This is a genomic window from Thermicanus aegyptius DSM 12793 (genome assembly GCF_000510645.1).
Lineage (GTDB): Bacteria > Bacillota > Bacilli > Thermicanales > Thermicanaceae > Thermicanus > Thermicanus aegyptius.
In genome coordinates this window covers 2,486,285-2,507,169 of the sequence record NZ_KI783301.1, presented here as the reverse complement: position 1 = coordinate 2,507,169, position 20,885 = coordinate 2,486,285, and the positions used below count along the sequence as shown (strand labels likewise).

The 20,885-nt window shown below is 49.9% G+C and carries 18 protein-coding genes and 1 pseudogene; 13 read left to right on the top strand and 6 right to left on the bottom strand.

Features of this window, described 5'->3' with window-relative positions; all coding sequences use genetic code 11:
- From THEAE_RS0113325 to THEAE_RS0113290, 7 genes are all read left to right on the top strand, one after another.
- Entirely contained in the window at nt 1–252 is a 252-nt protein-coding gene (locus THEAE_RS0113325) for a YkoF family thiamine/hydroxymethylpyrimidine-binding protein (RefSeq protein ID WP_028987818.1), read from the top strand.
- A gap of 511 nt (nt 253–763) precedes the next feature.
- Nucleotides 764–3,139: an endonuclease MutS2 gene (locus THEAE_RS0113320; protein ID WP_028987817.1), complete on the top strand. Its 2,376-nt coding sequence runs from the start codon at nt 764–766 to the stop codon at nt 3,137–3,139.
- Between the two features lie 72 nt (nt 3,140–3,211).
- A complete protein-coding gene (locus THEAE_RS0113315) occupies nt 3,212–3,628 on the top strand; it encodes a nucleotidyltransferase family protein (protein ID WP_245605560.1) in 417 nt (138 codons plus the stop codon).
- Between the two features lie 196 nt (nt 3,629–3,824).
- Nucleotides 3,825–4,352 (top strand): signal peptidase I, encoded by a 528-nt coding sequence (gene lepB, locus THEAE_RS0113310; protein ID WP_028987815.1) that lies wholly within the window; start codon nt 3,825–3,827, stop codon nt 4,350–4,352.
- Between the two features lie 231 nt (nt 4,353–4,583).
- The gene (locus THEAE_RS0113300; protein ID WP_028987814.1) at nt 4,584–5,870 is read left to right on the top strand and encodes a nucleotide sugar dehydrogenase; all 1,287 of its coding nucleotides are present in this window, start codon (nt 4,584–4,586) and stop codon (nt 5,868–5,870) included.
- A gap of 60 nt (nt 5,871–5,930) precedes the next feature.
- Nucleotides 5,931–7,358 (top strand): glycosyltransferase family 4 protein, encoded by a 1,428-nt coding sequence (locus tag THEAE_RS0113295; protein WP_245605559.1) that lies wholly within the window; start codon nt 5,931–5,933, stop codon nt 7,356–7,358.
- Nucleotides 7,359–7,622: 264 nt separating this feature from the next.
- Nucleotides 7,623–8,033: a DUF350 domain-containing protein gene (locus tag THEAE_RS0113290; protein ID WP_028987812.1), complete on the top strand. Its 411-nt coding sequence runs from the start codon at nt 7,623–7,625 to the stop codon at nt 8,031–8,033.
- Here THEAE_RS0113290 and THEAE_RS0113285 read toward each other — a convergent pair.
- Nucleotides 8,023–8,925, bottom strand: a complete 903-nt coding sequence (locus THEAE_RS0113285; RefSeq protein ID WP_028987811.1) for an NAD-dependent epimerase/dehydratase family protein — start codon at nt 8,923–8,925, stop codon at nt 8,023–8,025. The genes THEAE_RS0113290 and THEAE_RS0113285 overlap by 11 nt on opposite strands.
- Before the next feature lie 189 nt (nt 8,926–9,114).
- On the opposite strand from THEAE_RS0113285, the gene THEAE_RS0113280 reads away from it, so the two are divergent.
- A complete protein-coding gene (locus THEAE_RS0113280; protein WP_028987810.1) occupies nt 9,115–10,494 on the top strand; it encodes an FAD-binding oxidoreductase in 1,380 nt (459 codons plus the stop codon).
- Nucleotides 10,495–10,520: 26 nt separating this feature from the next.
- Here the strand turns inward: THEAE_RS0113280 and murJ are convergent, their stop codons facing one another.
- Nucleotides 10,521–12,065, bottom strand: coding sequence for a murein biosynthesis integral membrane protein MurJ (murJ, locus tag THEAE_RS0113275; protein ID WP_028987809.1), 1,545 nt, complete (start codon nt 12,063–12,065; stop codon nt 10,521–10,523).
- A gap of 6 nt (nt 12,066–12,071) precedes the next feature.
- Nucleotides 12,072–13,214, bottom strand: coding sequence for a glycosyltransferase (locus THEAE_RS0113270; RefSeq protein WP_028987808.1), 1,143 nt, complete (start codon nt 13,212–13,214; stop codon nt 12,072–12,074).
- Nucleotides 13,215–13,378: 164 nt separating this feature from the next.
- On the opposite strand from THEAE_RS0113270, the gene THEAE_RS0113265 reads away from it, so the two are divergent.
- From THEAE_RS0113265 to THEAE_RS20980, 5 genes and pseudogenes are all read left to right on the top strand, one after another.
- Nucleotides 13,379–13,612: a hypothetical protein gene (locus THEAE_RS0113265; protein WP_028987807.1), complete on the top strand. Its 234-nt coding sequence runs from the start codon at nt 13,379–13,381 to the stop codon at nt 13,610–13,612.
- Nucleotides 13,613–13,822: 210 nt separating this feature from the next.
- A complete protein-coding gene (locus THEAE_RS0113255; protein ID WP_028987806.1) occupies nt 13,823–15,505 on the top strand; it encodes a glutamine--tRNA ligase/YqeY domain fusion protein in 1,683 nt (560 codons plus the stop codon).
- Between the two features lie 175 nt (nt 15,506–15,680).
- Entirely contained in the window at nt 15,681–16,550 is an 870-nt protein-coding gene (locus THEAE_RS0113250) for an ROK family protein (RefSeq protein WP_028987805.1), read from the top strand.
- Nucleotides 16,551–16,949: 399 nt separating this feature from the next.
- Nucleotides 16,950–17,420 carry a hypothetical protein gene (locus THEAE_RS0113235; RefSeq protein WP_028987804.1) on the top strand — a complete coding sequence of 157 codons (471 nt, stop codon included), beginning with the start codon at nt 16,950–16,952 and terminating at the stop codon, nt 17,418–17,420.
- Nucleotides 17,421–17,507: 87 nt separating this feature from the next.
- Nucleotides 17,508–17,906: pseudogene (locus THEAE_RS20980) on the top strand (ATP-binding cassette domain-containing protein); the annotation flags it as partial.
- A 59-nt stretch (nt 17,907–17,965) separates the two neighbouring features.
- Here THEAE_RS20980 and THEAE_RS0113225 read toward each other — a convergent pair.
- The 3 genes from THEAE_RS0113225 to THEAE_RS0113215 form a co-directional block, all read right to left on the bottom strand.
- Nucleotides 17,966–18,670 (bottom strand): ABC transporter ATP-binding protein, encoded by a 705-nt coding sequence (locus tag THEAE_RS0113225; RefSeq protein WP_028987803.1) that lies wholly within the window; start codon nt 18,668–18,670, stop codon nt 17,966–17,968.
- A gap of 2 nt (nt 18,671–18,672) precedes the next feature.
- Nucleotides 18,673–19,473 carry a hypothetical protein gene (locus THEAE_RS0113220; RefSeq protein WP_156920629.1) on the bottom strand — a complete coding sequence of 267 codons (801 nt, stop codon included), beginning with the start codon at nt 19,471–19,473 and terminating at the stop codon, nt 18,673–18,675.
- A gap of 341 nt (nt 19,474–19,814) precedes the next feature.
- Nucleotides 19,815–20,867: an FtsX-like permease family protein gene (locus THEAE_RS0113215; RefSeq protein WP_028987801.1), complete on the bottom strand. Its 1,053-nt coding sequence runs from the start codon at nt 20,865–20,867 to the stop codon at nt 19,815–19,817.
- Nucleotides 20,868–20,885 lie beyond the last annotated feature (18 nt).

The window sequence follows — 20,885 nt, the reverse complement described above, 5'->3', positions numbered from 1 at the left end:
ATGATTATTTCCGCACAGGTTGCTCTCTATCCGTTATCGCGGCCCGATATTGATCAGATCGTAAGCGATGCGGTCGCAGAGTTAGAAAAGCTAAAAGAGGAAGGGTTACAGATTGAGGTGGGGTCGATGAGTTCGGTTATTCGGGGTGAAGAGGAGCTGGTGTGGAGGGCGATTCGGACGCTTTTTAGCGAGGGAGGGAAAAAGAACCCCGTCGTTCTTCATGTAACGGTCTCAAATGAGTGTGGGTGCTAGGCGAAAAAGAGAAAAAAACGGTCAAAAAAAGAAGCCTTTCGGCTTCTTTTTCTGCAAGCACACAACTGTCGGTCCCGCTCATTACGATTATTTTATTTTGGTCTCTGCTTTGAAGTTCTTTTCCTTCCCGGAATCGACGCTTCGTATCAGATTCCTATCTAGGCTCCACGCAGAGCCTATTTTCGCTTTTCTTAGAATTTCTTCTAAGTCGGCGTCGCTCGCTTACCATTCGTTTCCTCTTGGTAAGTTTTCGTATGAGAGAGACCGACAATTCTGTGCTCGCCTTTCTTACTTCCTTTCCCCCTTTCCGATTTCATTATACCACAAAGCCATTATGAAAGCGGTGTCAAATGTGTGAACATTTCGGCATCGCGGAGGCCGAATCAAACCAAGTGATGTGGTTGATGGAACGGATGCGCATGATTTTCGCACGGCGATCAGGTATAATGAAGAAAAAGCGATGAGGAAGCTTGGAATAACAGAAAAAGCTGGAAAGATAGGAGATCGAAGATTGACGGAGAAGAGCTGGCTTAAACGGACCGTAAAGGTTCTTGAATTTGATAAGGTGATCGAACAAGCGATGCGGTATGCCTCTTCCTCTCTGGCGAGAGAGAGGATGGAGAGGCTCACCCCTTTCTTCACTTACGAAGAGGTGGAAGAGGCGCAGGAGGCGACGGCGGAGGGTGTGACGGTTTATCGACTGCGCGGGGAGGTTCCCCTCGGCGGGATCCACGATATCCGCCCCTCCATTCGGAGGGCAAGGATGGGAGGGGTATTATCCCCGCAGGAATTTCTCGATCTGGCCGATACATTGGCCGCCGGCAGGAGGTTGAAGCATTTCCTGTTGGAGTTGGCCGACAAGGAGTCTCTTCCCATCCTGAAGGAATATGCGGAGAGGATCGAAGGGCTTAAAAACCTGGAGACGAAGATTCACGGGACGATTGATGAATATGGGGAGGTATTGGACGGGGCCTCTCCTTTATTGCGGAAGATCCGTGCCGAGATAAAGGGTTTAGAGTCGGGGATTAAAGAGAGACTGGATCGCATGGTGAAGGACCCCTCCTACCAGAAGATGATTCAGGAGCAGATCGTCACATTACGAAACGGCCGTTATGTGATTCCTGTAAAGCAGGAGTACAGGACCGCTTTTGGCGGACTCGTTCATGATCAGTCCGCCTCGGGAGCGACGCTCTTTATCGAACCGGAGGCGGTGGTCCGCCTCAATAACGAGTTGCGGGAAGCGAAGCTAAAGGAGGAGAAGGAGATTGAACGCATCCTGCGGGAGCTTACGCATACGACCGCGGAAGAGGCGGATGCCTTATCGGTCAATGTGGAGTCCTTGGCCGAGCTCGACTTTATCTTTACCAAAGCAAAGTATGCCTTATCCATCAAAGCGTCCCGACCCATCTTAAATCGAAAGAAGGCCATTAAGTTGAAGAAGGCCCGCCACCCCCTCATTCCGAAGGAGAAGGTGGTACCCATCGATGTGGAGGTGGGCGATTCTTTTACCATGCTGGTGATCACCGGCCCCAATACGGGGGGGAAGACCGTCTCCCTGAAAACGATCGGACTGATTACGTTGATGGCGCAGGCAGGTTTACAGATTCCGGCGGATGAGGAGAGCGAGGTAGCCGTTTTTTCCCAAGTCTTTGCCGACATCGGGGATGAGCAGAGCATCGAACAGAGCTTAAGCACCTTCTCCTCCCATATGACGCACATCGTGAGAATCATCCAAGAGATGGTGCCGGACAGCCTCATCCTTCTGGATGAGCTGGGGGCGGGGACAGATCCCACCGAAGGGGCGGCGTTGGCTATCGCCATCTTGGATCACATCTCCCGGCGGGGAGCCCGGGTCGTGGCCACCACCCATTATAGCGAGCTTAAGGTGTACGCCTATAACCAACCTCAGGTGATGAATGCCAGCGTGGAGTTTGATGTGGAGACCTTAAGCCCTACCTATCGGCTTCTTCTGGGCATTCCAGGGAGGAGCAATGCTTTTGCCATCGCTCGGCGTTTGGGACTTCCCGCGGGAATCATCGAAAAGGCGAAAGCCCAGGTGGGTTCGGAGAGCCGGGAATTGGAGCAGATGATAACGAACCTGGCGGAATCCCGGAAGGAAGCGGAAATGAAGAGAGAAGAGGCGGAGCGGATCCAGGAAGAGATGGTTCGCCTCAGGAATTCCCTCCAAGAGGAGAAGGAGCGGTTGGAACGGGAACGGGATCGTCTTCTTCGAGAAGCGGCCCGAGAAGCGGAAGAAGTGGTGAAAAAAGCCCGGCGGGAAGCGGAAGAGGTGATACGGGAGCTTCGCCGCCTAGGGGAGGAAGAAGGGGCGAGGATTAAGGAACATCGGTTGATCGAAGCGAGAAAACGACTCGATGAGGCGATCCCAACCCTTGAGACCGGGCGAAGGGAAAGGGGGGCTGTCCCGTCCTCTCCCCACGGCCTCAAAGCGGGGGATGAAGTGTACGTCCACTCTTTGAAGTTAAAGGGAATCGTTCTGGAAGCGTTGGGGGAGGATGAGTACCTCGTGCAGGTCGGAATCCTGAAGACCAAGTTGAACGGGAGAGATCTGGAGAAGAGGGAAGAGGAGAAGACTCGGCATGAAAAGGCGGTTATACGGACGGCAAACCGGCGGGAGAGGGTTCGAACCGAACTCGATTTAAGGGGTCAGACGGTGGAGGAAGCCCTGATCCATCTGGATCGCTATCTGGATGAAGCCCTGTTGGCCGGGCTTCCCCAAGTGACCATCATCCATGGCTTGGGTACGGGGGCGCTGAAAAGGGCGGTTCAGGACTACCTGCGCTCCCATCGGAACGTTGAACGCTATCGCTCCGGGGGGCAGGGAGAGGGTGGACTCGGGGTCACCATCGCGGAATTGAAGGGTTAGTCCAATAAAAGGCAAAAGGTGTTTGCGAAAAATAAACAATAAGTGAGGGAAAATCATGAGCGCGGATATACGATGGAAACAGCGGCATTATTTCAATGCGATGAAACAAGTTTTGTTAAAGCTAGGAGAAGAGCGATGAATCCATTTGGAATTTCAGAAAAATCGTATCAACTCTTGTTAGATGCGTTTCGACAACATGCTGAGGTTGAGGAAGTGATCCTTTTTGGAAGCAGGGCCAAAGGAAACCATAAAAAAGGAAGCGACATTGATCTTGCCATCAAGGGGAAACACTGCTCTCCAGAGCTGGCGCTTCAATTACAGACCTATCTTAATGAAGAGCTTCCTATTCCCTATATGGTGGACGTAGTAGACTACAATTCTTTAAGCCACAAAGAATTAAAAGAACATATCGACAGAGTCGGAAAGAAACTGTATCCTGAGCATCTTGTCATCTCCCCCGATTACCTCTCTTTTGATCGAGATATGTGACCAGGGAGAGGGTGGACTCGGGGTCACCATCGCGGAATTGAAATCCTAATCGGTGGAAATCGGATCGATCGAGACGAAACCGGTGTTCTATGATAAAATAAATAAGATCGTAACCTGATTAAATCGCATAAGGGGAGCAAAACGGGGGCTTCTCCAGTCGGATAAGGAGCATAAGATATTTAGGGGAAACGGGGAGATGAGCATGATATCCTCGATGGGGAAACGGATCAAAGAATGGATCTATATCCTGGCGGTTGGTTTCTTGTTGGCGGTCGTCATCCAAAAAACAGCCTTTGCCCTTTATATCGTGGAGGGCAGTTCCATGATGCCCACCATAAAAAATCATGAACGGGTATTTGTGAATCGCATCCCCCTCTATTTTGGGGCGATCAATCGGGGAGATATCGTTGTATTTCCCAACCCCATTGACGGCAGATATTTTGTGAAACGGGTGATTGGCTTGCCGGGAGATCGGATCTCCATCTCGGATGGGCGCGTCTATCTTAACGGGAAAATTCTCCACGAAGAATATGTGGATACCATTACCGTCGGAGACATGGAGGAAGTAACGGTGAAGGAGGGGCATGTTTTCGTCATGGGGGATAATCGACATCCGAATGCAAGCTGGGATAGCAGAAGCCCGGATATCGGGCAGATCCCCATTTCCACCTTGGCCGGAGAGGCGGAGTTTGTCCTTTTCCCTGTTCCCCATTCTTTGAAATGAAAAAATGGGCGAATAGGCAAAGGCCGCAGTTATAAGGGAGGAAAATATGGAAAAATTATGGAAAATACTCTTTGTCATCGCCTCTCTCTTTATTCTCTCCGGATTGATCTATTGGTTTTTCTTTAAATCATAAGGGGAGGATACACCTTTTTAAAAAATGTGGTACAATAGTTCATGTTTCATATGAAGGATCGTGAGATAGAATCCGATCCACGATTAGGGGAGAGATGGATGAATCAACTTCATGTGGGCGTCATCGGGCTCGGTTTTGTCGGCTTGCCGTTATCCTTAAGTTATGCCATGAAGGGTGCGAAGGTGATCGGCGTTGATGTGCTTCCCCGCTTGGTAGAAGAATTAAATCAGGGGATCAGTTACCACCAGGAGTATGACGAGGGGAAACCTTTGGCCGAGATCCTTAGAGAAGAGCTGGCCAAAGGGAATTTCAGAGCCACCACCGATTACCGGGAGGCGGCGAACGAAGTTAATCATTATATTGTGACGGTGGGGATTCCCGTACGGAACGGGGACCCTGACCTTTCCTATCTAATATCTGCCGCCGAATCCTTAAGCCAAGTGTTGAAGAAAGGGGATTTGGTCGTCCTGCGCAGCACCGTGGTACCTGGGACGACGGAAGAAATATTCCTTCCCATTTTGGAAAAAAGCGGTCTTAAGGCCGGTGTTGACTTCGACTTGGCTTATTCTTCGGAGAGGATCGCCGAAGGGAGAGCCTTTGAGGAATTTCGCACCATGCCCCTTGCGGTGGGAGGGGTGACGGAAGCCTCGGCCCTTCGGGCGAAGGAGTTCCTCTCCTTCGTCACCGAGGCGGAGATTACTCTCTCTTCGATTAAAATTGTGGAGACGGCCAAGGTGATTGAAAATGTGCAAAGGGACGTAAATATTGCCATGGTCCAGGAGTTTGCCCGTTTCGCGGAAGGAATGGGGATTAACACCGCGGAGCTGATCCGGGTCGCGAATACCCATAAACGGGTAAATCTCCTCGTTCCGGGACCGGGGGTGGGAGGGTATTGCCTTCCCAACGCATATTATTATTTACAACCGAAGGCGGCGGAGATGGGGCTTCGATTGGGGCTTCTGGAGATGGCACGCCAAATCAATGATGCCGTACCTGGAGTCCTCGTCACCATGATGGAGGAAGGACTAAAGAAAAGAGGAAAGGGGATCAGGGAGGCAAAGATTGCCGTTTTGGGACTGGCGATGAAGGATTACTCCAATGACGACCGGATTAGTCCCTGCCATCAGGTGGTCTCTCTTCTGATCAGTAAAGGGGCGATCGTCAAAGCCTATGACCCCGCCGTGCCGTCCCGCTATCCCTTTAAGGTGGATACCTTGGAGGAGGCGGCGGATGGAGCGGATGGGCTCTTCTTTCTGGCCATGCAGAAGGCTTTCGAAGGGATTCGTTGGCAGGAGCTTTTAGGGCGGATGTCGGAAAACGCGGTCTTGGTCGATGCTAAAAACCGGATCCCTTATGATTTAAAAGCGGAGGTCATACGGATCTGAGGCGCGTAATATAGGAAGGACGACCTGAGGAATAAAGTAACGGTTAAAGGATGAGTGAACGTGTCCAAAGAAGGGAAAGTGCTGCTCATTTCCTATCTCTTTCCTCCCATCGCCGGAGGTGGAGTCCCGAGGCCCCTTAAAATGGTCAAATATCTCCCCCAATATGGATGGAATCCTGTTGTTTTAACGGTGGACCCCCGGTACCATGCGTCGCTGGATGAGAGTCTCCTACAACAGATTCCAGATTTGACCCCGATCTACCGGGCGCGGGAATTTAATCCTTACGCATCCATCAACAGGCTTCGAACCTCTTCTCTACAGGAGTCTTCCCGCCGGAGAAAGAATGGATCCGGGGATACGGAGACTTCGATTCATAAGACCCCTTCCGAGGGGGGGAGTTTTCCGCAGAAAGAGGGCTCTTCGTGGATCGAAGGGGTGAAACAGGGGCTATTTAAGGCCCTCAAAAAAGGGAAGAATTGGATTCTCATCCCTGATGATCACATTTTCTGGGTCCCTTTTGCCGTTCGCATGGGGTTAAGGGCGATTCGGGAACAGAAGGTGGACCTCATCTACTCCACCTCCGGTCCCTACTCCTGCCATCTGGTAGCCCGCCGCTTGGCCCACATTACCAGGCTCCCGTGGGTTGCCGATTTCCGGGATCCTTGGACGCAGAACATGCACCGTTCCGGCATCGCCTGGAGGGAATGGATCGAGGAACGAATGGAGCGTTCCGTCATGCGGGAGGCGACGGCCATAACGACCGTAACCCATTCTTTTGCCCAAAACTTTAAGGCGAAGTTTCCGGAGATTCGCCAGATTGAGGTAATCCATAACGGATATGATCCGGATGATTATTTAGCGATTGAAGGAGAGCCCGACCCGGATCGTCTCTCCTTCGCCTATACGGGGATCTTTTACAAAGAGAGAAATCCCCGCCTCTTTTTGCGCGCTGTGGCCGAGTTGATCGATGAAGGAAGGATAAAACGGGATGAGCTGCGCTTACGCTTCGCCGGCATATTCGACTATCCGGGATACCATGAGAATGAAGAGGCGGTAAAAAACTTGGGTCTTGAAGACATCGTAGAGGTATTGGGATATCTTCCCCATCGGGAATCCCTCACGCTGCTCAAGAAATCCCACATTCTCCTCCTGATCGGCGACACGGCCCCTGGGTCGGAGAACTATATTCCGGGAAAACTCTTCGAATACCTGGCGGTGAAGCGCCCCGTTCTCGCCTTCAGCCTCCCTGGAGAGGCGACGCAGATCATTGAACGCTTTCATATCGGACAGGCCGTTTCTCCCACCGATTTAGAGGCGATGAAGAAGGCGATCCTTACGTTTTATGAAGCATGGAAACGGGGAGAATTGGCTGATCTCTTCTCTTTTACCGAGGAGGAGAGTGCACTTGCTCTCTACCGCAGGGATGAACAGGCACGGCAATTGGCCCACCTTTTCAATGAGATTAAAGAAGAGATGAACGAAGGGTAGACATAAGGAAGAGGATTCCGGAACTTCGTCCAATAAAATGAAAGGCTCCCGAACAGTGGGAGCCTTTTTTACGGAAAGTAACGAAATTTGTTCGGCAGCCGGTCGGACTCGAAGGATGGTTTCATAGGAAGGAAGATCGTGCGAATTTGAAATGAAACGATTTTCCTTTAAAGTCGTATAGTAAGTGAGATCTTTCTTTCATGGGTCATTTTCTTTATCTCTTTTTCAGGTTGGATACCGGATGAAGTGGGAGGAGTTTATGGCATGGCAGATTGGCTTGATAATCCCTATATTGCGGCAATTGCCTACTATTCCGTGGCGGGACTCGCCATCATCCTCTTTCTTACGGTATTTGAGGTGATGACGAGGTATCACACCTGGCAGGAGATTAAGCGGGGAAACTTGGCCGTCGCATTGGCGGTGGCAGGGAAAATCTTCGGCATCTCCAATATTCTGCATTTCTCCATCCTCCATCATGATACCCTTGGGAAGTCTTTGCTATGGGGAGGAATGGGATCCGCTTTACTTCTTCTTGCTTATCTCATCTTTGAATTTCTTACTCCCCAATTTCGGGTGGATCAGGAACTTGAACAGGGAAATCTGGCCGTGGGATTCCTTTCCATGGTGATCTCCGTCAGTTTCTCCTACATCATCGGGGCAAGCATCAGCTACTGAGGGTACGGCGCAATCCTTCCGCCAGCGATACCTTGGGAGACCAAGCAAGCTCCTTGACGGCCTTATTGATGTGAAATAAGCTATCTCGAATATCTCCCTCCCTAGGCGGGAGATATTCTTTTTCTACCGGGTGTCCCAGGATCTCTTCAAAGGCTTTGATCAATTGGTTCACCGAGGTGGGGATCCCGGTCCCAATGTTAAATATTTCCCCTGTCCCCCGCTCGAGTGCGGCCAGATTGGCCGCCACCACATCGGAGACGTAGATGAAATCACGGGTTTGATCCCCGTCCCCATAGACGGATAATTTTTCTCCTCGTTTGATTTTATCGGCGAAGATGGCCACTACCCCCCCTTCACCGTGTGCCACCTGTCGGGGGCCATACACATTGGCATAGCGGAGGACGGTATAGGGGAGTCCAAAATGTTTCCAATAGAGGTCTAAATAAAATTCCGGGACATATTTGCTGACTCCGTAGAAGGAGAGGGGATGTTGGGGATGGCTCTCGTCGATGGGGAGGCGAACCGGATTCCCATAGACGGCGGCGGAAGAGGCGTAAACGACCTTTTTTACATTGGATTTCTTCGCAGCTTCAAGGAGACGGACCGTACCGAGGATATTGATCTCCGCGTCCCGACAGGGATCCTTCGTTGAAACCGGAACGGAGGCCTGTGCCGCTTCGTGGATGAGGTAATCGGGCTGTATATCGGCGAGGAGGTCTTCCAGCGGAGCATCGGCCAGATCGCCCTTGATGAAGTGGGCTTCCGGAAAGAGGTTTTCCTCCCTCCCGGTCGACAGATCATCAAAGATATAGGTTTCAAACCCTTTTTCTACACAGGCTTGGGCGATGTGGGAGCCGATAAATCCCGCTCCACCGGTGATCAGTATCCGCATATTCAAGTTCCTTTCTATGTATAGGGTTCAATCTATCTCTTCCCTAGTATTTCTCACATCCTCCGGTTCGTCAAGCCATTTTTGCTTCCCAACCCCTTGCATCGTGACGAAGGGCGGGTGTAACATCAACCATAACGGAGGAAAAAGAGCAATCAGTAAAAAGAGCCATGTATTCAAGGAGGAGAAGAAATGGACTGGAGAGAAGAGTTGCGCGCTTTATTGCCCCACGAACGTTTCACGGTGAATGCTACGGAATTGGACCGACACAGCCGAGATGAGTCGTATCACACCCCTCACGCTCCGGATGTGGTTTGTTTTCCCGAGACGAAGGAGGAGGTAAGCCGCATTCTCCGATTTGCCAACGAACGTCGTATTCCGGTCGTTCCCTTTGGTGTGGGCAGCAGCCTGGAGGGGCATACGATCCCTTATAGAGGGGGGATTAGCCTGGATATGACCCGCATGAACCGTATCCTTCAGGTTTATCCGGAAGATTTTCTTGTTCGGGTAGAACCCGGCGTAACCCGGACACAGCTTAATAAGGAACTTAAAAAGTATGGACTTTTCTTTTCCGTAGATCCCGGTGCCGATGCGACCTTGGGAGGGATGGCGGCCACCAATGCGAGCGGGACAACGGCGGTCCGATATGGGGTGATGCGGGATCAGGTGAAGGGATTGGAAGTGGTGTTGGCCGACGGGCGCATCATTCGCACCGGAGGATCTTATGTGAAGTCGGCGGCAGGCTATTCCCTGACCGGTCTGTTTGTCGGGTCGGAGGGGACACTCGGCGTATTTACCGAACTTCTGCTCAGGGTCTATGGATTGCCGGAAGCCATCGTGGCGGCCAGGGTTTCTTTCCCAACGGTTCGGGAAGCGGTTGCTACGGCCAATTCCCTGATGCAGGCGGGCATCCCCATTGCCCGGGTGGAGCTTCTCGACGCCGAGTCGATCCGCCAGATCAATCGGGAACATGAATCCCATTATGAGGAGGCCCCGACGCTCTTTTTGGAGTTTCATGGGAATGAGGCCGGACTCGCCCAAGATCTTCGCTTTGCCCAGGAGCTATCGGCGGAGAATCGGGGGGGCAGTTTCTTCTTTGAGAAGGAAGAGGAAGCCCGGGCCAAGCTGTGGGAGGCGCGCCACCATCTGGCCTATTCCTTCATCCATGGCTATCCGGGCAGGAAGATGATGCTTACCGACGTAGCCCTTCCCCTCTCCGAATTGGCGGGGGCAGTGGAGTTGGCGAGGAAACTCCTGGATCAATACGGCATCCCCGGAGGGGTACTAGGGCATATCGGCGACGGGAATTTCCACACCGTCATGATGGTGGATGTGGAGGATGGGGAAGAAATGAAGAGAGCCGAAGAGATGCACGCCCACCTTACCGAATATGCTTTGGACAAGGGGGGGACCTGTACCGGAGAACATGGGATCGGCGTGGGGAAGATCCGATACATGAGGAGGGAACATGGGGAAGGGGTCGAGCTGATGCGGGCCATTAAAAAAGCCTTCGATCCCGAAAATATCCTGAATCCCGGAAAGATCTTTCCCCAGGAGGAGAGCGGTAGATAAAAATTGCACGAGATGGGTTCCTATTTTTATATCTTTCTTCTAACCCTTTTTCTTCGCAGGAGCCGGTTTGCGTAGGTGAGGAAGTTCTCTTCTTTTAGAACGAAGAGAAAGAAGAGATAGAGGAGAAGGCCGCTTCCCCCTCCTGCGACAAGATGAAGGAAGGATGAGGCGCCTATCCTGATCAAAAGGGATTCGATGCCATAGACCATGAGACCCGTCATAAAAGTTGCGGCAACTCCCTTCATCAATGAGCGAAGATAGGATCTTCCCAGGAAGGGACCGATTTTCTTCCAGAGGAGCGCTCCAATGAGGAGAGCGCCCAAGAGGGAAGCGAGGCTCCATCCCAGTGCCACTGCGCCGAAGCCCATCCGGGGGATGAGAAGGAGGCTTAAGAGGATGTAGAAAAGGATCTGAAGCACATTTAGAACCACCGGAATCCAGGTGTTGTCCAGCGCATAAAAGACCCGGGTGAAGAGATCCTTCACAATGGTCGGGAGGAGGCTGATCCCCAACAGCAGGAGGGCGATGGACGTAATTTCCGTGGAACGGGCGTCAAAAGCGCCCCGCTCAAAGAGAAGGGAGACGAGGGGGGCGGTTAGGATCCCGATCCCTACGGTGATGGGAAGAAAGAGAAGGGTCATGAGGGTGACGGAACGAGAGAGGGTCTGTCTCGTTTCCTCCATCTTTCCTCCTTTCATTTGATCGAGGAGGAGGATGTACAGGGGGGAGACGATGGCGCCGAAGAGGATGGCGATGGGGAGCTGGACCAACTGGCGGGCATACCCCAAGGCGGCGATCTTATCATCCCCGAAGCCTGCGACCAAAAATTTTTCAATAAACTCGTTCATCGTGGTAAGAAACGAACCGAGGAGAATGGGAATAAAACGCCAGCCGATGGTGATCAGATCTTCATCCCGCCAACGCCAGTCGGGCCGGAGCGAGTATTTCTCCTTCAGGATAAAGGGCAGCATCATCAGGCTTCCTCCGGCGAAGCCAAGCGTCGTTCCGATGGCCAAGCCGTTTATTCCCATGGAAGGGACGAGAAAAAAAAGAGAAAGAATCACGATGAGGCTGTTCATGATCGTCCCAAGGGTGGGGAGGACGAAATAATAATGGACATTTAAAGTGCTGGAGAAAAGCCCCAGAAGAACGATAAAGAGAAGGGAAGGGGTCATGAGCCGCAACAGATGGGCGGAGAGATCCTTCAGCGCTTCACTCCCTCCCGAGGCGATGAAGCTTGTGATCGGGTCCGCCCAAATCCAGATGAACACCCCCAAAAGAAGGTAGATGAGGGTAGTAATAGTTAACATTTTTTGAAAAAGAAGACGGGCACGAAGGGGATTCCCGCTGGAGTAAAGACCTTTTAAAACCGGGATAAAGACGGCGTTCATCACTCCCGGAAGGAATGTAAAAAGGGTGTTGGGAATGGTAAAAGCGAGCATATAGGCGCTCGCTTCCAAGGAGGTTCCAAAAGCCTGGCTCACGAAGATCGTCCGGATAAAGCCCATCGCCCGTCCCAAGAGGGTGGCGATCATGACAAGGAGGGCGGATTGTATGATGCTCTTCGGCATAAGAGTTCATCCTTCTATGAGTGATCGATATAGATGTAGGGTAGCTTGACCCATCGCTTCTACGGAGAAACGTTTCCTCACCGTTTCCCCGGCCGTTTTGCCAAGTTTTTTTTGTAGCGGTTCATCCCTTCTCAGGCGAAGAATGGCCTCGGCCAGGGCCTGGGGTGATTTTGGGGGAATGAAGAGGCCGGTCTCTTCGTGGCGGATCATCTCCTTCATTCCCCCTACTTGGGTGGCGATGACCGGTTTTTCCGCCGCCATAGCCTCCATCAGGGAGAGGGGGAGCCCCTCCGACAAGGAGGTATTCAGGTAGAGATCGGAAGCGGCGAGAAGGGCCGGAATATCCTGACGGAATCCTGCAAAGAGAACTTGATCCGACACCTTTTTCTCCATGGCCAATCGTTCCAGGGATTTTCTCTCCGGCCCATCGCCGACGATGAGGAGGCGAAGGGAAGGATCATTGGCAAAAGCGATGGCAAAGCCTTCGATCAGGTCTTCAATTCCTTTTACCGGAACCAGGCGCGCCACGGTGAGGAGGAGGAAGCTCTCCGGAGGGATTCCCCACTCGTGCCGCAATCTTTCCCGTTCTTGGGAGAGGGCGGGACCGGGTGCATAGGATTCCGTATGAATTCCGTTATGAATCACGGTGATATGGTCCAGCGGCACGCCGAAATGAATGAGATCCTCTTTCACCGCATCGCTTACGGCGATATACCGTTCGCTGAAGGAGAGGGTTAATTTCTCCATCCATTTTGCGACGAGGTATTCCGCCGGTTTCGGATAGTCATGTTTTAGAATGCTATGTACGGTGGTTACGATATGTGGGACGCCTGCCTTTTTTCCGCCCAGGCGGGAGAAAAAATTGGCGCGCACTCCATGGGTATGGATAATGGAAGGCTTTTTTTGACGGAAAAGGCGGACGAGACGGGAATAGAGCTTAAGGTCGAAACGGCCGCTTTGCGGGAGGACGGTCACAGGATCTCCCCGCTCCCGCAGCCGTTTCGCCAACAGTCCCTCGTAAAACGTAACAACCTCTGTATCATATGATTGATTTTTTTCGATCTGTTCCAGCAAAGAGAGAATATGTTGTTCGGCTCCGCCAAATTCCCCCCCGCCGATAATATGGATGATCTTTACCCTTTGATCCATTCTACCGGTCACACCTTCATCGGTCTTGTCTTCTCAATTTTATAGGATTTTACGGAGCTTATCAATCCATTTCCCTTTTTCCATTAGGTGTGGCATAATAAGACTATATCGGATGGAAAAGAGTTAAACAGGACCGGCTGATGTGGAAAGGGGTGGCTCCTCCTATGGATCGGGAGATTATAGAGATCGACTCCATTTTGAAAGAGAATCTAGAACGGCATCTGATACGGACCGGGTTTTTACCCTTCGCTTACCATGGGGATACGAATCGGTTTTATCGGGCGCTGGAAAAATTCCATCGGCAGGAGAGGATCGAGCACCTTCTTCAACCGCGGGGAAAAATTACATTGGAGGCGTTAGAACGATTGCGCAATCTTCCGGATAGCAGACCACGCTAATTCCCGTTCTTTGGGCAATCCGACGTTCCGCCTCGAGGTTGGTTTCTCTTTTTTGATTGTTCATGAGTGATTGCCATTGGATGTAATGGGTGTGATTGAGCAGGACAGCCACCTTATGGATGAGGTGGTTGTTCCTTTTTCCGCAAGTGTTGATCTTGCCCGGGGGAAACAGTATGATGAAAGTAGAAGCTAAGACGGAGGTTGATCAGGTTGGAGAATCACGAAGCCCCATCCCATTTCATACGAAATATTGTGATGGAAGACTTAAGGGAAGGCCGGGTGAAAGAGGTGGTGACCCGCTTTCCCCCTGAGCCGAACGGCTATTTACATATTGGACATGCCAAATCCATCGTCCTTAACTTTGAACTGGCCGACGAATTTAAGGGACGAACCAATCTCCGCTTTGACGATACCAATCCCCACAAGGAGGATGTGGAGTATGTGGAATCGATCAAGGAGGATGTACGCTGGCTCGGGTACGAGTGGGACGGGCTTTTCTTCGCTTCCGATTATTTTGAAGAGATGTATCGACGGGCCGTCTTGTTAATTAAAAAAGGGTTGGCCTATGTGGATGACCAGTCGGCGGAGGAGATTCGCAAGACGCGGGGAACGTTGACGGAGCCGGGAAAAGAAAGCCCATACCGGAACCGTTCGGTGGCGGAGAATTTGGATCTTTTCGAGCGGATGCGAAAAGGGGAGTTTAAGGATGGGGAGAAGGTGCTGAGAGCCAAGATCGATATGGCTTCGCCCAATCTCAACATGCGGGATCCCGTTCTCTATCGCATCCTCCATGCCACCCACCACCGGACAGGAGACCGGTGGTGCATCTACCCCATGTACGATTTCGCTCATCCCCTGGGGGATGCCATCGAAGGGGTGACCCATTCCCTCTGCACCTTGGAATTTGAGGATCACCGTCCTCTCTACGATTGGGTCATCCGGGAATGCGAGATGGAGAACGTTCCCAGACAATATGAGTTCGCCCGGCTTAACTTAACCGACACGGTGATGAGCAAGAGGAAGCTGAAGCTGTTGGTCGACCACGGCTTCGTGGAAGGATGGGATGATCCCCGCATGCCCACCCTATCCGGTTTACGGCGTAGGGGATACACCCCGGAGGCGATTCGCGCCTTTGCCCGGGAGATCGGGGTGGCGAAAAGCAACAGCGTGGTCGATGTCAGGATGCTGGAGCATTTCGTCCGGGAAGATTTGAAGCTGAAGGTCCCGCGGATGATGGCGGTCCTTCGTCCCTTGAAGCTGGTCATTACCAATTATCCGGAAGGTCAGGTGGAATGGCTCGATATCGAAAATAACGCCGAGAATCCGGAAATGGGGGAGCGGAAGATTCCTTTTTCCCGGGAGCTCTACATCGAAGAGGAGGATTTCATGGAGAATCCCCCGGCCAAGTATCACCGTCTCTATCCGGGAAATGAGGTGCGGCTGAAGAACGCTTATTTTGTGAAGTGCGATGATCTGGTGAAGGATGAGACGGGGAGGGTGGTGGAGATTCACTGCACCTATGATCCGGAGACGAAGAGCGGAAGTGGTTTCACCGGACGGAAGGTGAAGGGAACCATTCATTGGGTGGAGGCCACCCACGCCGTCCCCGCCGAGTTCCGTCTCTATGAACCGTTGCTTTTAAACGAGAAAGAGACCGATGAAGAGGAAGAAGGAAAGGAGAGATCGTTTCTGGAACAGGTAAATCCCAACTCCCTGGAAATCTTGCGGGGTTTTGTGGAGCCTTCTTTAAAGGAAGCGAAACCTGGGGATTCCTTTCAGTTTCTTCGTCATGGATATTTTCATGTAGATCCGAAACTTACCATCGGGGAGAAACCGGTCTTTAACCGGATCGTTTCCCTGAAGAGTTCCTTTGAGGTGAAGAAAGAATCGTAATTCCTCGGTACGGAAGGGAAGAATCCCTCCGGAGGGAAAACGTGTGTCCGGTCACGGGGTATGAAGGGGAAAACCTGTGGACGAAGATCACAGTGAATTGCCAAATTGTTGCTTTCGCCTGCGTTTAGAAGTGTGGAGGATCTAAAAAGATGTGGGAGTGGAAGGGGGAAGAAAGATGCTGTTGGGTGGGATTGAAGCAGGAGGAACGAAATTTGTGTGCGGTATCGGCGATGAGAACGGGAGGGTACTGGAACGGATTTCCTTTCCCACGAAGGAACCGGGGGAGACGCTTGCGCATGTGGAAGCTTTTTTCAAAGAGAAAAAAATCGATGCGTTGGGAGTGGGCTCGTTCGGACCGGTCGATCTTAATCCGTCCAGTCCCACCTACGGTTCCATCACCTCGACCCCGAAATTGGCGTGGCGGGATTTTCCTCTCCTGAAGGAGTTGAAGAAGCGTCTTTCCCTCCCGATCGGCTTCGATACCGACGTCAATGCAGCCGCGTTAGGGGAGCGGGAATGGGGCGCAGGACGAGGCCTCGATTCCCTCCTCTATATGACCGTGGGGACGGGAATCGGCGTGGGTGCCGTGGTGGAGGGGAAATTGCTTCACGGTTTGGTCCATCCGGAGATGGGTCATATGCAGGTGAGGCGTCTGCCGGAGGATTCTTTCCCCGGGAATTGTCCTTACCATGGGGATTGTTTGGAGGGAATGGCGGCAGGGCCTGCCTTAGAGAAGCGGTGGGGGAAGAAAGGGCCAGAGCTTTCCGAGGTGGATCGAGTGTGGGAATGGGAAGCCTACTATCTTGGTGCCGCCATCGCCAATCTCATCCTCATCCTATCCCCGAAGCGGATCATTCTCGGAGGCGGAGTGATGAAGGAGACCCGGCTTTTCCCCATGATCCGGGAACGGACTCGCTTCATCCTGAACGGGTATGTGGCCAGTCCCGCCCTGGAGTCCATCGATCACTACATCGTTCCACCCGGCTTGGGAGATAACGCCGGGCTGTGCGGCGCCTTCGCCCTGGCGAAAGCGGCACAGGCCTAGGTTCCGTTATGAGGTTGGGATCAACTTGGTGAGCGTAATGAGCGAGTAAAGAGATCACGGCGGTTCTCCTTGTGAAAAAGGAGACCGTTTTTTTTTATGCCTTCAAGTGCATCTCGAAATGGATCGCATTTGCTCATTCTCAAAAGTTCGCAATTTTGGGGATCTTATTGCGATATTTAGAGTAGAAGTTCACAATTTTGCATGATAAAATCATAATGATAGAGGGGAAAAAGCAGTTCCCGTTAATTCATCACGAAGATGGAGCTTTGTTTGAACAAAGGAAACCGAAATTTAAGAAAATACTTATGAACTGAAGTCATAAAAAATAATGATTAATCCGAAGGAAAAAGGAAAGATTTTGGATGGACAAACATTGTTTTGCGAAGGGGATATCATGTGATGGTTATAAAATGGGTAAATCGGTATGTTGAGTGGTTTCTGATCCTGTTTATTCTACTTTTCAGCGCCGGATGCGATCTGTCACAGGTTGAACATGGGAAGGGAAATCCCATGGCTTTTCATGAATTGTTAACCACCGACCTCTCAAAAGCGGATCGAGTCGAGATTCAATTTTCCGACGGAACCAGAGTCTCCGTCTCCGATCCCAAAACGATGGATGAAATGATCTCCCAGCTTGAAGAGGTAAAGGTAAAGGAAAAAGAATCAGTGGAGAGCGTGGGAGTGGGTTCTCTCTATTATATGGACTTTATGGAAAGGGAGAACCGGCTTGGTGTTAGGTATGGCAACACAGAGGTAACTGTGAATGGGAAGGAATATATCCCTGTGAAGGATGAGGCAAAAAAGTTGGATCAAACAATCATCGAGATCGGTAGGGAAAAAAACCCGGAGCTTCTCTCCGGTGTAAAATAATGCCTCACGGCGGCATGGGAACCAAACCTTGAATGATGATCTATACAGATCGATTAGAGAGCACGCCAACGCCGGCTCTTCTGGAAGAACCATGCTGCCTTCATCCTCCAGGATTACGGGGTCATTGAAGAGGAGTCCGTTGCCTTCAACGTGACCATGACATCCAGTCTTGTCGGTTCCCGAGTAGGGGGTGACCAGGAGCGGATGAAAGCCGCACTCGCTGCAATCGGCTTAAGCGGGAGGGAACGAGAGCCGACCGCACGGCTCAGCGGAGGGGAGAAGCGCCGTCTTGGGATTGCCCGAGCCCTCTACAAGGATGCCCAAGTCATTTTTGCCGATGAACCAACAGCCTCCCTCGACGACGGGAATAGTAGGCGGGTCATCGAATTACTCGTCTCCCTCGCGCGGCAAGGACGGGTCGTGGTGGTGGCAACCCACGATGATGGGGTGGTTCGTGCCTTTGATTCCCAGTACTCACTCGCGTAGAACGTAATGCCGACAAGCTTCAGAGCGATCGCCTTATACACAGACCTCGTTGCCCGCCTTCAAAACGCCGGGCCAGGTGTAAAAGTGGAAGTGGCGGTTAAAATACCATTCTTTATTTGGACCACTCGATCGCATCGTTTCGCAATCTCTTCGTTATGGGTGACAATTAACAGCGTTTTTCCTTGCTCGACCAAAGTATCGAAAAGATCCATCACGATATCCCGATTCTTCACGTCTAATGAACCTGTAGGTTCATCGGCTAGGATAATGAATGGATTGTTCACAATCGCGCGGGCAATCGCCACCCTTTGCCGTTCTCCGCCTGATAAATATTTCACTTTTTCTTTTAACTTATGACTTAGACCGACCTTTTCTAATGCTTCCTCCACCATTTGCTTTCTATCTCCTTTTTTAATTCGTGGAGAAGCATAAAGAAGGGGGATCATTACATTTGAGAGCACATGATCTTTCTCCATGAGAACAAAGTCTTGGAATACATAACCAAATACTTGATTTCTTAATTTTGCCTTCTCATCGGTTGATAAGGAAAGAACATTTCGCCCATTGATGTAGACCTCACCTGATGTAGGTTGAATCAAAAGACCGATGATATTTAGCAATGTCGTTTTTCCCGATCCGGATGGTCCTACGATCGCCACTTTTTCGCCCTTTTCAATGCTTTGATTTATGCCGTTTAAAACAACATGGGTCTCTCTGCCGGTGGTATATGTTTTTTTAACATCGCGAATCTCTATTAGAGGCATGATTAATCTCTCCTTATCATTGTCATGATATCTTTTTCCCTTAATTTTTGTGCCGAGAAAAATGAAGCGAAGAGCGTGATGAAGACAGCAGCGAGCAGATTACCCCATAAAATCATTGCCCCACCTTCAAATTTTAAAATAATAGGCCTAAAAAGAAATAAAAATACAACGAACGGCACGAGTACAATCATCGATATGAAGCTTGTAATGCGAATTCTTAATCGCCACAATGTAGCTCCATAGATTTGATGGGTCATGTACTCCACTTTGTTCTTAGAAATGATGAAGCGTAGCATAGCGATGAAAGCGGAAATCGTGAAAAAAACGACACTAAACACAAACAAGAAGTAACTTATAATCGTGATGATGTTTTGAAGAAAATACCCCTCCAATACTTTTTTTACACCTCTGGTTTCGGGGATTAATGTAAGCTTTTTCGTCTTATTCGCCATTTCTTGCACTTGACTAATGAGCCCTTCACTTGGACGAATCAGATGTAAATTGGGAATGAAATCGTATATGGCGGCCATTTCATATAGGGCAACCGCTTCCTTGAAGGTTGTGAAGACGACCAGGCTGTCATCTAGGGAGCGATACCATCTCTTTTCTAAATAGCCCTCACCTTCCATTAATCTTCCTGTAACTCGATACTGCCTTTTGTTGTTTAACCCAAGTTCAACCGTATCCCCGACGTTAAGACTTCTTACCTTGGAACCGATTAAAACGGCCGGTTGATCTCTTGGATAGGACTTCGTTTGGTCGACGAATGAGCGGCGATCAAAGTTTCCCACGATCAGAATCACGTCCACAATGTCTTGATGAGTCCGATTCATATTGTCAAGCCCGGTACTTTTCATCATGGAATAGGCAACGCCTCTATCATCGAGAAGGGAGTTAAAAAAAAGGAACATGTTCCGATCGAAATAAAAATCGGTCCAATTGTTTTGGTAAGAATTAAAATATACAATTTCCTCCTTATTTGTTATCGATAAGGCTTTCCCTACTGATTTTAGACTGGGGAGTTGACTGATCAAAAAAGTTAAAATCATAAACAGAATGAACATTTGAAGAGAAAACAAAATCACCATTCCCATATTTTTCTGAATATCCCTTATTGCTAATTGAAATTGCAAAAACATTCCTTTCACCTACCCGGTTCTTGAATAAAACGTCCGATTAAAAAGAGGAGAATCCAAAGTAAGGAGAGAAAGGCAACATTGGCTAAAAAAATGTTTAGGTAAAAAGAGAGCGTAAGCGTTTGGTTCATCAGAGAGGAGAGAAAAAGACTATAAATCAAGATGGCCAGCAATGCGCTGAGTAAGAAAATCACTACCGCTTCCTTTGCATATTTCAAAAAAATTCTTTTTCCGGTTGCCCCAAAGAGAAGATGTATATGGATGTTCTTTTTTTCGTTGAAAAGTAGCATCACATAGATCAAGGATAGATTAAAAAGTAAAATGATAAATGCAATGATCATTATGATACCGACAGTCCCTAACGAATTCACTACAAGTTCGATAAGATTCTCTTTTGCAACGCCTTTATCGGTAACACTGACCACATATTCATCATAAGGTTTAAAAATTTTTTGAAATGACGTTACGACCGATTCTACAATCTGACGCGAATCTGCATCAATGAAATAATAACCGGTGATATTTTGATTTTGTTTTCCAAAAAAATTATATACATATTCATGAGCCTCATTATGCAATGGATGCGTTTGATCGTATATTCCGGTAATTTTCAACTTTTGACCATCCGCATTATTAATAAGGTACTCAATCTCCTTTTCTTCCCTATTTTTTTTAAAAGAGTAGGAATCATTGCGTAAAATTACAAGTGCCTCCCTGTTTGCCGGAAAAATGGTTCCCTCCACCAACGGGTTGTTCCCGAAGTAATCTCGAGGATCAAATAATCCTAATCCAACACTGTCGATATCATCATAGATCAGCGTAACCTCTTTCTCTTTTAACGCATTATATAACTTCTCTAAAATCTCGCGCGCATTCTCTCCTCCATTTTTTTTCGTACTTATCTCTAGCGTTGGATTAACCGTAACTTCCATATAATGATCGCTCAAAGCATACGGGTTCCGAACAAAAGGATTTATTCCGAAATATAAGTATGAAACAAAGTACACAAACGCTAATGAAAAAATAAATGAAAATACAAACAGAATCATCCTATTAGCCATCTTTGAAAGTCCTCTCAT

What these genes read in the sequence shown, in the direction of transcription:
- THEAE_RS0113325 (WP_028987818.1), top strand. Translation starts at nt 1, where the DNA reads ATGATTATTTCCGCACAGGTTGCTCTCTATCCGTTATCGCGGCCCGAT.
- THEAE_RS0113315 (WP_245605560.1), top strand. Translation starts at nt 3,212, where the DNA reads ATGGAAACAGCGGCATTATTTCAATGCGATGAAACAAGTTTTGTTAAA.
- lepB (WP_028987815.1), top strand. Translation starts at nt 3,825, where the DNA reads ATGAGCATGATATCCTCGATGGGGAAACGGATCAAAGAATGGATCTAT.
- THEAE_RS0113300 (WP_028987814.1), top strand. Translation starts at nt 4,584, where the DNA reads ATGAATCAACTTCATGTGGGCGTCATCGGGCTCGGTTTTGTCGGCTTG.
- THEAE_RS0113290 (WP_028987812.1), top strand. Translation starts at nt 7,623, where the DNA reads ATGGCAGATTGGCTTGATAATCCCTATATTGCGGCAATTGCCTACTAT.
- THEAE_RS0113285 (WP_028987811.1), bottom strand. Translation starts at nt 8,925, where the DNA reads ATGCGGATACTGATCACCGGTGGAGCGGGATTTATCGGCTCCCACATC.
- THEAE_RS0113280 (WP_028987810.1), top strand. Translation starts at nt 9,115, where the DNA reads ATGGACTGGAGAGAAGAGTTGCGCGCTTTATTGCCCCACGAACGTTTC.
- murJ (WP_028987809.1), bottom strand. Translation starts at nt 12,065, where the DNA reads ATGCCGAAGAGCATCATACAATCCGCCCTCCTTGTCATGATCGCCACC.
- THEAE_RS0113270 (WP_028987808.1), bottom strand. Translation starts at nt 13,214, where the DNA reads ATGGATCAAAGGGTAAAGATCATCCATATTATCGGCGGGGGGGAATTT.
- THEAE_RS0113265 (WP_028987807.1), top strand. Translation starts at nt 13,379, where the DNA reads ATGGATCGGGAGATTATAGAGATCGACTCCATTTTGAAAGAGAATCTA.
- THEAE_RS0113250 (WP_028987805.1), top strand. Translation starts at nt 15,681, where the DNA reads ATGCTGTTGGGTGGGATTGAAGCAGGAGGAACGAAATTTGTGTGCGGT.
- THEAE_RS0113235 (WP_028987804.1), top strand. Translation starts at nt 16,950, where the DNA reads ATGGTTATAAAATGGGTAAATCGGTATGTTGAGTGGTTTCTGATCCTG.
- THEAE_RS0113225 (WP_028987803.1), bottom strand. Translation starts at nt 18,670, where the DNA reads ATGCCTCTAATAGAGATTCGCGATGTTAAAAAAACATATACCACCGGC.
- THEAE_RS0113215 (WP_028987801.1), bottom strand. Translation starts at nt 20,867, where the DNA reads ATGGCTAATAGGATGATTCTGTTTGTATTTTCATTTATTTTTTCATTA.